The sequence below is a fragment of the Streptomyces sp. NPDC012835 genome, assembly GCF_042900885.1.
Classification (GTDB): Bacteria; Actinomycetota; Actinomycetes; order Streptomycetales; family Streptomycetaceae; genus Streptomyces.
In genome coordinates, this window is the sequence record NZ_JBIBBW010000003.1 from 732,033 (window position 1) to 745,069 (window position 13,037).

The following is a 13,037-nucleotide window of genomic DNA, read 5'->3' on the forward strand; positions in this document are numbered from 1 at the left end:
CCCGTTCCCGTTCCCGCCGCCGTTCCCGTTCCCGTCCCCGTTCCCGCTCGGCGCACCCATCACAGGTCGGTCTGGTCGTATCCGGTCAGCACCGTGACGCGCTGCCCGGAGGTGCGTTCCTGGAGCGACGCGACCAGCTCGCCCGGCTCGGTGCCCTTCTTCATCCGTACCGTGTAGAACACCTCGGTCAGCGCGCCGCCCCGGATCGTCTCCGTACTGACCAGCTCGAATTCGGTGGTGTAGCGGATGAGCACGTCGCGGATGCCCTCGCTGTAGTCCTCACCGGCCGGCACCTGGACCTTGACCACCTGACGCTGGACATCGAGGTGGAACCAGTTGAACTTGTACATCACGTAGATGATCAGGCAGATCGCCACACCCGCGACGGTGGCCAGCGTGTAGAAGCGGGCGCCCGCCGCCATGCCGATGCCCATCACCAGGAAGATGAAGCCGACATCCCTGGTTTCCTTGATCGCGTTACGGAAGCGGACCACGGACAGCGCGCCGACCAGCGAGAAGGCGCGGGCCAGGTTGGATCCGACGACGAGCATGATCAGGGCGACGATCATGCCGACGATGACCAGGGTCTGGACGTACGACTGGCTGTACGAGACGTTCCGGTGCGTCGCCCGGTACACGTACCCGATCATCGTGCTGAGGATGAACGAGAGGGACATCGCGATCACGATGTCGGTGACGCTGAACGTCCCGCTCAGGTCCTGAAGATCGAAATTCACGGTTGCTCATGCCTCCACGGGCTGAACGGCCGACGACGGGTTGTGGGACGTCGACGGCGTGGGTGGGGGGAAGGGTGCGGAAAGCTGCGGAGAAGACGCCCCGGCGTCACCGGGGCGGGGGTGGTCCTCCTCGCGTACGTGGAAGACGGACCGGGGCGCCATGCCGAACGCCTCGACGGACTGCACGTACTTGGAGACCCGCACGAGGTTCAGATCGCGGCGGGCGGCCAGGTCGGTGATCCAGTACGGGGTACGTTCGTTGACCTTGACCTCCATCACCGTGAGGTGCGGCGGCAGGGTGTAACGGTTCTCCGCGCCCTCGACGGTGAAGTCGAAGTCGCGGTCCCGGCCGCGCACCCGCCGGTCGAAGGTGACCCGGAGCCCGGTGTCCTGGTCGCGGCCGACGAGCGCCTCGCGCTGGTAGCCGGTGATGACCATGGGGCGCAGATCGAGCCGTACGGCCAGTTCGAGCACCTCCTCGACGAAGGCGCGCTCCTTGGCCGCGTGGTCGATCAGCCGCCGCCCGTCGCACAGCTCGCGCGCGGTGGCGTACGGGAGGGTGATGCGGCGCTTCTGCGTGACGCGGTTGACGCGCTGCTTGATCTCGACGCAGACGGGCGACTCGTCGGTGACTCCGGCGAGGTCTCCGTAGTGCCGGATGCGGAGCTTGCGGCGGAACTTCAGCCCCTCGATCTTCTCCCAGTAGAAGCGGAGTTGAGGGGTGTCGTAGTACAGGCTCCACACGCCGTAGCCGCCGACGGGGCTGTGCGGGTCGCTGTCCATGCGCTCGCCCAGCTCGTCACGGATGGCGGCGGCCTGGTCCACCGGCACGAGGTACTTCAGCTCGTACCGGTTGAAGGAGTGCAGCCGGCTGGCGACGTGCATCGCCTCCTGCGCGGCCTCCTCCGGTGCGGCGGCCTCCTCCGGTGCGGCGGCCTCGTGCGGGGACGGGCCGTGCGGGGGCGGGCCGTGCGGTGATTCGTGCGGGTCGGCCCGCGCGGCGTCGCCGTCGCGGGGCGCGGGGGTCTTCCGCAGGCGGAACATGGCTCCCCTTACTCAAGGTCGTTGAATGCGTCCTTGAGTAAGGAATCGGTCAAGCCTGTGCGTGACGTATGAGTTGAATATGAACGGGATGAATTTCTGAGCTGAACTTCAGGTGAACGAATCAGCTGTCCCGATCTGTCGCCTCTCGTCCCCCCTCCGTTCCCCTCCGTCCCCCCACTTCCCCGCCCCCTCCCCCCGCTCCCCCGCTCCCCCTCCGCTCCCCGACCGCTCGCCACTTATCCTGGTCGCTGCTCTGTTCGACCGATGGATCAGGAACAGCCTTATGTGGCAAGGACAGCAGCCGTCCGGGAACGAGCAGCACCCGAGCGCCCACCCGAACCCGTACCTGCGCCCCGCACCCTGGGACGCGCCGACGGTGACGAGTGACGCCGGTGGGGGCGGCACCGGGGGCAGCGGCGGTGGGGGCGGCGGTCGCGGCGGCGGCGATGACCGCCGGAAGACCGTGGTGGTCGCCGTCGTCGCGGCCACCGCCGTCGTGATAGCCGCCGGTGTCACGGGCTGGCTGGTCCTCGGCCGTGACGGCGGCGTGGACAGTGCCAAGAAGGACGGGGCGGACGTGTCGTCCTCCGACTCCGCCTCACCCGCGTCCCCGCCCTCGTCCCGCGCCGCGGACGGAGCGCCGGAACCGGTCGTCGCGGGCTGGAAGACCGTGGTCAACCCCAGGACCGGCGTCGCTTTCGACGTGCCCGACGAGTGGGACCGCAAGGCGACGACGTGGGTCAGTTACGTCAGCGAGCGCGGCGACGAGGACGACACTCCCCTCGTCGGCTTCTCCGCGCCCGCGCTGCTCAAGGAGAAGTGGTGCCGGTCCGACGAGGAGAAGGACGGCACCGCCGAGGACACCTCCCTCGCGGCGGCCGGTTCCCGGACCGAGAACAGCTCCAGAACCCTCGCGGAAGCGGCCCGGAAGAACGCCGAGCTGTGGGTGTACGGAGGGTACGCGCAGCCCGACAGGACGAAGATCGCCAACGGCCCGGTGGAGTCGTACACCACCGCGTCCGGCATCAAGGGCAGCCTGGCGACCTCCGCGTCCTCCGGCGTCGAACAGCGCGGGAAGTGCGACACGGACGGCAAGGCCACCGCATTCGCCTTCGAGAACGCGAAGGGCGACTTCCTCTCCTGGACCTTCTGCGGCGTGAAGGGCGTCGAGGACGAGGTCCCGGACGCGACGATCCGCAAGATCCTCAGCACGGTCCGCCTGACGGACGGCGCCACCGGAGTCTGAGCGCCCGGAGCCTCCACCGCCCGGGGCCCGCACCGCCCGGAGCCTCCACCGCCCCGAGCCCGCACCGCCCGGGGTCTGAACCGCTCGGAGCCTGAGCGCCCGGAGCCTGAACGCCTCTGGTACGGCACGCAGTTCAGGTTCCGGGGGGGCCGGGCGCGGCATCAGCCCGCGCCCGCGCCCGCGGCTCAGGCGGCGGCGGAGCGCTCGCCGACCGGCCGGCGGCGCAGCGTGGCCTGCTGGATGGCGGGCGGGGCGTAGGCCGCGTCGAGGGTCCCGACGTCGGTGCCGGGCGGCACGATGGCGTCGATGCGGTCCAGGATCTCGTCGCTCAGGGTGGTCTCGGCGCCGGCCAGCAGGCTGTCGAGGTGGTCCATGGTGCGCGGTCCGATGATGGCGGAGGTGACGCCGGGATGGGCGATGGCGAAGGCCATCGCCAGGTGCGTCAGGGGCATTCCGACCTCTTCGGCGAGGGGGATGAGCTGCTCGACGACGTCGAGCCTGCGCTCGTCGGTCAGATGCTTGAAGCCGAAACGGGCGCGGTGGGTCTCGGCCTGCTCGCCCTTGCGGTAGCGGCCGGTGAGCAGGCCGCCCGCGAGGGGGCTCCACACCAGGGTGCCCATGCCGTAGCGCTCGCAGACGGGCAGGACCTCGCGCTCGATGCCACGGGTGAGGATCGAGTACGGCGGCTGCTCGGTGCGGAAGCGGCGCAGTCCGCGCCGCTCGGCGACCCACTGCGCCTCGACGATGTCGGAAGCGGGGAAGGAGGAGGTGCCGATGGCCCGGATCTTGCCCGCGCGCATCAGGTCGGTGAGGGCGGAGAGGGTCTCCTCCACGTCGGTGTCCGGCGCGGGCCGGTGCAGCTGGAACAGGTCGACGTGATCCGTCCCGAGCCGGCGCAGTGAGTCGTCGAGCGCACGCACCAGCCAACGCCCGGAGTTTCCCTGCTGGTTGGGGTCGTCCCCCATGGGGAGGTGGGCCTTGGTGGCGAGCACGACACGGTCCCGGCGGCCCTTGATGGCCTTGCCGACGATCTCCTCGGACTCACCGCGCGAGTAGACGTCGGCGGTGTCGATGAAGTTGACGCCCGCGTCGAGCGCCTTGTGGATGATGCGGACGGAGTCGTCGTGGTCGGGGTTGCCCATGGCGCCGAACATCATCGCGCCCAGACAGTACGGGCTGACCTTGATGCCGGTCCGGCCCAGCGTGCGGTACTTCATGGTGCTCCTCGGGTTGGGATGTCCGCGGTGACGCGTGACACCCACGTAAGCGGAACCTCGTTCCGTTATCAATATACGGAACGAGATTCCGGTTAGCAAGGGGGGCCCGTGCCGGGCGTCGGCGGTCGCTCATTGGTTTGTCCGCGCCGCTCGCGTTCGTCACCGTCCCGCCGACCGTTCATCAGATCGCGCTAACTCGCGATGGTCGGCTGGTTGGGCCGGATGGGCGTGGATACGGTCGGTGCGCCGTCCGAGGGGGCGGCACCCGTCCCGTGCCGCACGCGCCCGAACCGGCCCGGCCCGCCCCGGCCGTCCCGGCCGCCTGGACCGGCCCGGCCCGGCCTCCTGCGCCGATGCGGATACGCACGCTCGGGCAGTTCCCATGGGAGTGGACATGAGTTTTGCGGGTCGCAAGACCATCGCGGTGATGGCCGCGGCGTTGGCGTCACTGGGCGCGGGGAGCAGTGCCGGCGCGTCCGCGACCGCCCCGGACACGCCCACGGCCGCGCCGTGCAGCGGGGCGGAATGCCCGAGCCTGAAGCCGACCAGGCTGACGGCCAGCCAGGCCAGCCTGAACGTCACCCAGATGCAGCTGGAGAACATCCACGCGATGGCGGCCGACGCGGTGACCGGGGAGCCCATCCGCGGCGCCAGGATCGTGTTCGCCACCATCGGCGGCCGGACCCTGGGGGCGGCCTACACCGACTACGACGGCGTGGCCGCGATCACCGCCCCGGAGAACCTGGGCGTCGGAACCGTCCAGGAGCTGCTGGGCGGCTACGAAGCCGCGATGGTCGGCGACGGCGTCCACGCCCCGGCCGGGGCGCACGGAGCGATCACCATCGGCATCGACCAGGGCCCCGGCGTCCCGGGAGCCCCGTGCGGCATCTGTAGCGACCGCGGGCTCAAGCGGGACGTGGTCCCGGTGGACTGGAGCCGGTAGGGATGCGGTTCTTCCACCGCCGGTCCCGGGCGGCCGACCACACCGCCCGGGCCGGTACGGTCGCCCCGGCCGTCGCGGTCACCTCAACCGTCCCGGTCGCCCCGGCTGCCCCGGCCGGTGCGGTCACCTCAACCGTCCCGGTCGCCCCGGCTGCCCCGGCCGTCGCGGTCAACGGCCACGCGATCCTGGAGACGGTGGCCGCGCTGCCCGTCAGCACCTGGCGCTACCTCTGGGAGCCCGAGGACGTACGCCACCTCGGGCCGATGGCCCAGGACTGGCACGCCGCCTTCGGCCTCAACCAGGACGACACCACCATCCCCGTCGTCGACGGCCTCGGCGTCTCCCTGGTGTGCATCCAGGCCCTCCACCGCCGCGTGGAAGAACTCACGGCCGAAGTGGAACGCCTGCGCGAGGCCGGGGGCGCGGGCCCGAACACGACCGGGGCCGCGTGACGATGCCGGACACCACGACAAGGCGGGACACCGTGACGGGACCGACGACAGCAGCGGAAACAGCGGAACGGCCTGGAGCGACGGAACGGGCGGGAGCAGCGGAACGGCCTGGAGCGACGGAACAGGCGGGAGCAACGGACCGGGCGGGAGCAACGGAGGAATCCCAGGCGACGGACCGGCGGTCGCCCCTGTGCACGGACGCGATCTGGCGGCTTCCGGTGACGGTCTGCCGTATCACGCAGTTCCTGGGCGAGCGGACGGCCGGCGCCCTGCTGGAGCGCGCCATCGCCTCCACCGGCGACGCGCTGCGGCCCTCCATGATCCGGGACCACGAGGTCGTCCCCGACTTCCGCCGGTCCAGGTCCCACCAGGACTTCGCCGCGCCCGAGTTGATCTCGGCCATCGACGAGGTCGTGGAGGCGGTCGAGCACACCCTGGGAGTCTCCTGCCAGTACACCGAACCCGACTACACCCTCAACGTGCACAACGACGGCGACTTCTACCGGGCGCATCAGGACTCCACCGCCGAGTTCTCCCCCAGGCGGCAGCTCACGTTCGTGTACTACCTGCACCGCACACCCCGGCCGTTCGGCGGTGGCGAACTGCGGATGTTCGACGCGGCCCTCCCGCTGCACACCGGAACCACCGGAAAGTGGCAGGAACACACCTGGCGGGACTGGGAGCCCGAGCACGACAGCATCGTCTTCTTCCGCCCCACCGCCTGGCACGAGGTCCGGCCGGTCAGCTGCCCGAGCAAGGCCCACGCGGACAGCCGCTTCGCCATCAACGGCTGGCTGTGCAGCCCCGACCCCGCGAACACGAGGACCCGCGCGACCCGCGCATGACTCTTCAGCTCCCCCGTACCGAGAGCGGGACACGATATGAGGGAGGAGGCGACGCCATGACACCAGCTCAGCTGATCACGCCCAGCTGACCGTCGAGGACTTCGAGCAGGTCGCTCGCACGGCCCCGGAGACGGTGACGTTCGAATCGGCCAGGACGGCGAGTGGGCTTCCCCCGATGGCGTTCTGATGACGGTCGAGGTCACCTCGCACGACCGCGCCACCGATCTGCGCGACCGTGTCGAGAAGCGTGACGGCTATGCGGCAGCCGGCATCCCCGGCCACCTCCTCGTCGACCGCGAGGCGCAGGAAGTCGTGGTGTACACCGATCCGCTGAAGGGCGCGTACAAGAGCCGTACCAGCGATCAGTACTACGGGGACACGGTCAAGCTGCCCGACCCCGTCCGTATCACCCTGGAAACCGAGAAGCTCAAGGCTACGTCCGCTGATCACCGGCCTGCCACCGCTCGCTCACGGGCGTACAGCCGAAAAGCCGAGGGCGGCATCCCCTCCACAGACTGCTGGAAGGAATGCCGCCCTCGGTCAGGACGCTTGATCCGCTGGGGCCGGAGCCCCGGTCGGATCAGAAGTCCATGTCACCGCCCGGCATGCCGCCGCCCGCGGGGGCCGCGCCGGCCTTCTCGGGCTTGTCGGCGATAACGGCCTCGGTGGTGAGGAACAGCGCGGCGATGGACGCGGCGTTCTGCAGAGCGGAACGCGTGACCTTCGCCGGGTCGATGATGCCCTCGGCGATCATGTCGACGTACTCGCCGGTCGCGGCGTTCAGGCCGTGGCCGACCGTCAGGTTGCGGACCTTCTCGACGACGACGCCGCCCTCAAGACCACCGTTGACGGCGATCTGCTTGAGGGGAGCCTCCAGCGCGAGCTTCACGGCGTTGGCGCCGGTCGCCTCGTCGCCCGTCAGCTCAAGCTTCTCGAAGACCGAGGAAGCCTGGAGCAGAGCCACGCCACCACCGGCGACGATGCCCTCCTCGACGGCGGCCTTGGCGTTGCGCACCGCGTCCTCGATGCGGTGCTTGCGCTCCTTCAGCTCGACCTCGGTCGCGGCGCCGGCCTTGATGACGGCCACGCCGCCGGCCAGCTTCGCGAGGCGCTCCTGGAGCTTCTCGCGGTCGTAGTCCGAGTCGCTGTTCTCGATCTCGGCGCGGATCTGGTTGACCCGGCCGGCGACCTGGTCGCTGTCACCGGCACCGTCGACGATGGTGGTCTCGTCCTTGGTGATGACGACCTTGCGGGCGCGGCCCAGCAGGTCCAGGCCGGCGTTCTCCAGCTTGAGGCCGACCTCCTCGGAGATGACCGTGCCGCCGGTGAGGATGGCGATGTCGTTGAGCATGGCCTTGCGGCGGTCACCGAAGCCCGGGGCCTTGACGGCGACGGACTTGAAGGTGCCGCGGATCTTGTTGACGACCAGGGTCGACAGCGCCTCGCCCTCGACGTCCTCCGCGATGATCAGCAGGGGCTTGCCCGACTGCATGACCTTCTCCAGCAGCGGAAGGAGGTCCTTCACGTTGCCGATCTTGGAGTTGACGATCAGGAGGTACGGGTCGTCGAGCGACGCCTCCATACGCTCCATGTCGGTGGCGAAGTACGCCGAGATGTAGCCCTTGTCGAAGCGCATGCCCTCCGTCAGTTCGAGCTCCAGACCGAAGGTCTGCGACTCCTCGACGGTGATGACGCCTTCCTTGCCGACCTTGTCCATGGCCTCGGCGATCAGCTCGCCGATCTGGGTGTCGGCGGCGGAGATGGAGGCCGTCGAAGCGATCTGCTCCTTGGTCTCCACGTCCTTGGCCTGCTCCAGCAGGGCACCGGAGACGGCCTCGACGGCCTTCTCGATACCGCGCTTGAGGGCCATCGGGTTGGCGCCGGCGGCCACGTTGCGCAGGCCCTCGCGGACGAGCGCCTGGGCGAGGACGGTCGCGGTGGTCGTACCGTCACCGGCGACGTCGTCCGTCTTCTTGGCGACTTCCTTGACCAGCTCGGCGCCGATCTTCTCGTACGGGTCCTCGAGCTCGATCTCCTTGGCGATGGAAACACCATCGTTGGTGATCGTGGGGGCGCCCCACTTCTTCTCGAGGACGACGTTGCGACCCTTGGGACCAAGGGTGACCTTGACGGCGTCGGCGAGCTGGTTCATCCCGCGCTCGAGACCGCGCCGTGCCTCCTCGTCGAACGCGATGATCTTGGCCATGTGAAGTGGTCCTCCCGGACTGGGGTGGATTGCTCCGGACCGCGCTGGCGCCCGCGACGGACGGCCTGAGAGTCGAGTGGTTCCTTGCCCCACCGGCTCTTCGGGCCTCGCCTACCCGGTCCTAAGTTGTCACTCTCACTTGCAGAGTGCTAACGCCAATAATTAGCACTCGACCCCCGAGAGTGCAAGCGCCCCCGGAGCCCCGACCGGGGGTGGCGGCCGGTGGCGGCCGGGCGACGGGGGGCGCGAGCGCCGCCGGGGCACATCGGGACGAGTACGGCCGGAACGAGCGCGGCGGACGGATGCGGCGGCCGGCACGCACGTGGGGCCCGCATCCGGCTTTCCGGATACGGGCCCCACGTGCGTGAGTGACGTGCGGTGCTTCGTGAGTGCGTCGTGAGTGCGTCGGTGGCCGATCGCGCCGGGATCAGACGGCGAGCTTGACCATGTCCGCCTGCGGACCCTTCTGGCCCTGCGAGATCTCGAACTCCACTCGCTGACCTTCTTCAAGGGTGCGGTAGCCGTCCATCTGAATCGCGCTGTAGTGGACGAACACATCCGCACCACCGTCTACCGCGATGAAGCCGTAGCCCTTCTCCGCGTTGAACCACTTGACGGTGCCCTGAGCCATGCCTAACTCCCCTATTACTGGCCCTTGCACGGGGCCACACTTCGCGCCGGAACGCGTCGACCGCGGCTGAATGTATCTGCCCAACTGCCCTCTGCAACAGGGCAATCGGCGGGGAAATCTGGGCATGGCCGAACTCGCATAGCGTTGAATTCACTGCGATCCGGGGCAAGTCGGGCCGGGCAAAAGGCACCAACCACGCAAAGGCCACCTGGAGTTCGGCCCCATGTTGTCGCGTTCTCGCGTGCGCCGACTGCGGTCGGCGGAGGGGCCTTCCCTTACTCTACCGTGCTCAACCATGCAGAATGGCCCCCTCCGCTTCTGTCGCGGAGAGGGCCATGCCGGTTACGGGGCGTACGCGCCGCCCCAGGGCGCGTACGGAGGGTCAGCCTCCGGCGACGGCCGGGATGATCGAGATGCCGGCGCCCGCGGGAGTCGCGGTCTCCAGGCCCTGCTCGAAACGGACGTCGTCGTCGTTCACGTACACGTTCACGAAGCGGCGGAGCTTGCCCTGGTCGTCCAGGACGCGGGCGGCGATGCCCGGGTGGCTGCTCTCCAGGGACTGGATGACCTCGGAGAGGGTGGCGCCCTCCGCCGGGACCTCGGCCTGCCCGCCGGTGTAGGTGCGGAGGATGGTGGGGATGCGGACCTTGACGCTCATGACGGATGCCCAGCCTTTCTGCGGAAGTTTCGGTGTCGCGGGTAGCGCGGGGTGAGAGTCGCGCGGGGGTCGCGGGTGACAGCCGCGCGGGTGGCGCGGGCGGCGCGACCCCGTGTCGCCGGGTCAGCCGGCCGCGAGGCCCGCGTCGCGGAACGCGTCGAGGCTCGGGCGGATGGTGGCGGTCGGTCCGGTCGTCGGCGCCACGGCGTCGAGGGTCTTCAGGCCGTCGCCGGTGTTGAGGACGACGGTGGTCAGCGTCGGGTCGAGGAGTCCGGCCTCGATGAGCTTCTTCGTGACGCCCACGGTGACCCCGCCCGCCGTCTCGGCGAAGATCCCCTCCGTACGCGCCAGCAGCTTGATCGCGTCGACGATCTGCTCGTCGTTGACGTCGTCGACGGCGCCACCGGTGCGGCGGGCGATGTCCAGGACGTACGGTCCGTCGGCCGGGTTGCCGATCGCCAGGGACTTGGCGATGGTGTCGGGCTTCTGGGGCCGTACGACATCGTGGCCCGCCTTGAAGGCGGTGGAGACCGGCGAGCAGCCCTCGGCCTGGGCGCCGAAGATCTTGTACGGCTTGTCCTCGACCAGGCCCAGCTTGATCAGCTCCTGGAGCCCCTTGTCGATCTTCGTCAGCTGCGACCCCGAGGCGATCGGGATGACGAGCTGATCGGGCAGGCGCCAGCCGAGCTGCTCACAGATCTCGTACGCGAGGGTCTTGGAACCCTCGCCGTAGTACGGACGGAGGTTGACGTTGACGAAGCCCCAGCCCTCGCCGAGCGGGTCGCCGATCAGCTCGGAACAGAAACGGTTCACATCGTCGTAGTTGCCCTCGATGCCGACCAGATCCCCGCCGTACACCGCAGCCATGACGACCTTGCCCTGCTCCAGGTCGTGCGGGATGAACACGCAGGAGCGGAAGCCGGCCCGGGCCGCGGCTGCGCCGACGGCGCCCGCGAGGTTGCCGGTGGACGAGCAGGAGAGCGTGGTGAAGCCGAAGGCGCGGGCGGCCTCGACGGCGATGGCGACGACACGGTCCTTGAAGGAGTGCGTCGGGTTGCCGGAGTCGTCCTTGACGTGCAGCGACCCGGTGATACCCAGCTCGCGGGCGAGGTTGTCGGCCTTGACCAGCTTGGTGAAACCGGGGTTGATGTTGGGCTTCGAGGCCACGTCGGCGGGGACGGGCAGCAGGGGCGCGTAACGCCAGATGTTGTCGGGTCCCTCGGCGATGCGCTTCTTCAGCTCGTCGGGGCTGCCGCTCGGCAGGTCGTACGCGACTTCGAGCGGCCCGAAACAGCTCGCACAGGCGAAAATGGGGCCGAGGTCGAAACGCTCTCCGCATTCGCGGCACGAGAGCGCGGCGGCGGGTCCGAGGTCGACGGTGGCGTTGGTGCCGCTCTGGACGGTCTGCACAGCCATGGAGGCGAGGCCCTTTCTCCTCATCTTCCTCGCGGCGTACTTCGCCACGAGACGGAATTGGCACCTTCCCCACCGTGACCTCGCGGTCGGCGGGAGGGTTGCCGGGACTTCAACGGGCCGTTCCCTCAGTCCCTCTGGATGAGCGCTATGGCGCCGGACCCGGGGTCCGGTGCGTTTGTCGCCTGTCGCAGCATGTCCCGGATGTCGCTGATCCGGTGTCTCTGAGCCAGGTGTCCACCCCGCGACCCCGGCATGCGGCGGTCAAGGGCGTTGTTCAAGACTGTAACCGAAGGAGCGGACGGTTGAGGTAGTCGTCCGCACCGCGAGATGGATCACGTTTTACGGATCAGCGCAGGGAGTACCGAACGTGCTGGAAGAGGTGGAACGCTGGCTGACCAGGCGTTCCTGGTCCGCGGCCGACCGTACGCTCGACCAGTTGCTGGCGGCGAAAGCGGCCCGGGGCACCACCGTGAGCGTGGTGCTTCCGGCGCTGGACGAGGAGGAGACGGTCGGGGAGATCGTCTCGGTGATCCGGCGCGAGCTGATGGTGGCGACCCGGCTGGTCGACGAGCTGGTGGTGATCGATTCCGGCTCCACCGACCGTACGTCCGAGGTGGCCGCGGCGGCCGGGGCGCGGGTGGTGCACCGGGACGCGATACTGCCGCGGCTGCCCGCGCTGCCCGGCAAGGGCGAGGTGCTGTGGCGGTCGCTGCTGGTGACGGGCGGGGACATCGTGTGCTTCGTGGATGCGGATCTGCGGGATTTCTCGGCGGATTTCGTCTCCGGGATCGTCGGCCCGCTGCTGACCGACCCCGATGTGCAGTTCGTGAAGGCGATGTACGACCGCCCCATGGCGCGGCCCGGCGGCCGGGGCGGCGGCCGGCCCGGCGGTCCGCCCGTCGAGCAGCCCGTCGAACAGCCCGTCGGGCAGGGCGGCCGGGTGACGGAGCTGGTGGCGCGCCCGCTGCTCAATCTGCACTGGCCCCGGCTGGCCGGCTTCGTCCAGCCGCTGGGCGGGGAGTACGCCGCGCGGCGCACGCTGCTGGAGCGGCTGCCGTTCCCCGTGGGGTACGGGGTGGAGCTGGGGCTCCTGGTGGACGCGTTGCACACGGTGGGGCTCGACGCGCTGGCGCAGGTCGACGTCGGGGTACGGCGCCACCGCCATCAGGACGACCGGGCGCTGGGGCGGATGGCCGCGGCGATCTACCGTACGGCGCAGCTGCGGCTCTCCCGTGGCCACCTGGTGCGGCCGAGGCTGACGCAGTTCGAGCGGGGTCCTGACGGGTTCACGCCGCGCACGCATGTGGTGGACACGGAGGAGCGTCCGCCGGTGCGGGAGATCGCGGAGTACCCGGCCGGACGCGCGGCGTAACGCGTGATTTTCATATCTAATGTCTAGATTTTCGCTCCATGAGTACAGACCTGCTGACCCCGCACCTCATGGGCACGCCCCTCGCGGACCCGCGCCTGGACGACATGAAGCAGTGGGCGATGAACGCCCTGGCCCAGACCGGGACCGCCGCCGAGCGCCTGTGGCTGCTGGGCGGAGTGGCGCTCGCGCTGACCGGAGCCGGGGTGGTCGCGCTGGCCGCCGCGCGCGGCCGGCGCGACTGACCGGCGCCACCGGCCGAGGGGTGCGACA

At 69.7% G+C, this 13,037-nt stretch carries 14 protein-coding genes and 1 riboswitch; of the genes, 7 read left to right on the top strand and 7 right to left on the bottom strand.

The annotated features are described in order from the left end of the window. Nucleotides 1-59 precede the first annotated feature (59 nt). Together ACFY6S_RS16485 and ACFY6S_RS16490 are read right to left on the bottom strand one after the other, a co-directional pair. On the bottom strand, nt 60-737 hold the full coding sequence (locus tag ACFY6S_RS16485) for a DUF4956 domain-containing protein (protein WP_388816864.1): 678 nt from the start codon (nt 735-737) through the stop codon (nt 60-62). A 6-nt stretch (nt 738-743) separates the two neighbouring features. Beyond that, complete coding sequence (locus ACFY6S_RS16490; RefSeq protein WP_388818041.1) at nt 744-1,622, bottom strand: polyphosphate polymerase domain-containing protein; 879 nt, start codon at nt 1,620-1,622, stop codon at nt 744-746. Between the two features lie 442 nt (nt 1,623-2,064). Between ACFY6S_RS16490 and ACFY6S_RS16495 the strand changes: the two genes are divergently transcribed. Then, nucleotides 2,065-3,027: a hypothetical protein gene (locus tag ACFY6S_RS16495; protein WP_388816867.1), complete on the top strand. Its 963-nt coding sequence runs from the start codon at nt 2,065-2,067 to the stop codon at nt 3,025-3,027. 185 nt (nt 3,028-3,212) lie between these two features. Here ACFY6S_RS16495 and ACFY6S_RS16500 read toward each other — a convergent pair whose 3' ends face one another. Then, entirely contained in the window at nt 3,213-4,244 is a 1,032-nt protein-coding gene (locus ACFY6S_RS16500; RefSeq protein ID WP_388816870.1) for an aldo/keto reductase, read from the bottom strand. A gap of 394 nt (nt 4,245-4,638) precedes the next feature. Here ACFY6S_RS16500 and ACFY6S_RS16505 point away from each other — a divergent pair, with 394 nt between their 5' ends. From ACFY6S_RS16505 to ACFY6S_RS16520, 4 genes are all read left to right on the top strand, one after another. Beyond that, on the top strand, nt 4,639-5,187 hold the full coding sequence (locus tag ACFY6S_RS16505; protein WP_388816872.1) for a hypothetical protein: 549 nt from the start codon (nt 4,639-4,641) through the stop codon (nt 5,185-5,187). Between the two features lie 2 nt (nt 5,188-5,189). Next, a complete protein-coding gene (locus ACFY6S_RS16510) occupies nt 5,190-5,639 on the top strand; it encodes a tail fiber domain-containing protein (protein WP_388816874.1) in 450 nt (149 codons plus the stop codon). A gap of 218 nt (nt 5,640-5,857) precedes the next feature. Then, the gene (locus tag ACFY6S_RS16515) at nt 5,858-6,484 is read left to right on the top strand and encodes a 2OG-Fe(II) oxygenase (protein ID WP_388816877.1); all 627 of its coding nucleotides are present in this window, start codon (nt 5,858-5,860) and stop codon (nt 6,482-6,484) included. 186 nt (nt 6,485-6,670) lie between these two features. Next, nucleotides 6,671-7,141 (top strand): Uma2 family endonuclease, encoded by a 471-nt coding sequence (locus tag ACFY6S_RS16520; RefSeq protein ID WP_388816880.1) that lies wholly within the window; start codon nt 6,671-6,673, stop codon nt 7,139-7,141. Here the strand turns inward: ACFY6S_RS16520 and groL are convergent. The 4 genes from groL to thrC all read right to left on the bottom strand — a co-directional run bounded on the left by groL (nt 7,065) and on the right by thrC (nt 11,395). Then, the gene (groL, locus tag ACFY6S_RS16525) at nt 7,065-8,690 is read right to left on the bottom strand and encodes a chaperonin GroEL (RefSeq protein WP_114623076.1); all 1,626 of its coding nucleotides are present in this window, start codon (nt 8,688-8,690) and stop codon (nt 7,065-7,067) included. The two genes, ACFY6S_RS16520 and groL, sit on opposite strands and share 77 nt — an antisense overlap. 427 nt (nt 8,691-9,117) lie before the next feature. Then, nucleotides 9,118-9,321 carry a cold-shock protein gene (locus tag ACFY6S_RS16530; RefSeq protein ID WP_005315736.1) on the bottom strand — a complete coding sequence of 68 codons (204 nt, stop codon included), beginning with the start codon at nt 9,319-9,321 and terminating at the stop codon, nt 9,118-9,120. Nucleotides 9,322-9,703: 382 nt separating this feature from the next. After that, nucleotides 9,704-9,979 carry a ubiquitin-like small modifier protein 1 gene (locus ACFY6S_RS16535; protein WP_329065181.1) on the bottom strand — a complete coding sequence of 92 codons (276 nt, stop codon included), beginning with the start codon at nt 9,977-9,979 and terminating at the stop codon, nt 9,704-9,706. A gap of 123 nt (nt 9,980-10,102) precedes the next feature. Further along, nucleotides 10,103-11,395: a threonine synthase gene (gene thrC, locus ACFY6S_RS16540; protein WP_388816885.1), complete on the bottom strand. Its 1,293-nt coding sequence runs from the start codon at nt 11,393-11,395 to the stop codon at nt 10,103-10,105. A 17-nt stretch (nt 11,396-11,412) separates the two neighbouring features. After that, a riboswitch (SAM riboswitch) is annotated at nt 11,413-11,540 on the bottom strand. Nucleotides 11,541-11,762: 222 nt separating this feature from the next. On the opposite strand from thrC, the gene ACFY6S_RS16545 reads away from it, so the two are divergent. Next, nucleotides 11,763-12,767, top strand: coding sequence for a glucosyl-3-phosphoglycerate synthase (locus tag ACFY6S_RS16545; RefSeq protein WP_388816888.1), 1,005 nt, complete (start codon nt 11,763-11,765; stop codon nt 12,765-12,767). 38 nt (nt 12,768-12,805) lie between these two features. Next, nucleotides 12,806-13,009: a hypothetical protein gene (locus ACFY6S_RS16550; RefSeq protein WP_388816891.1), complete on the top strand. Its 204-nt coding sequence runs from the start codon at nt 12,806-12,808 to the stop codon at nt 13,007-13,009. Nucleotides 13,010-13,037: the final 28 nt, after the last annotated feature.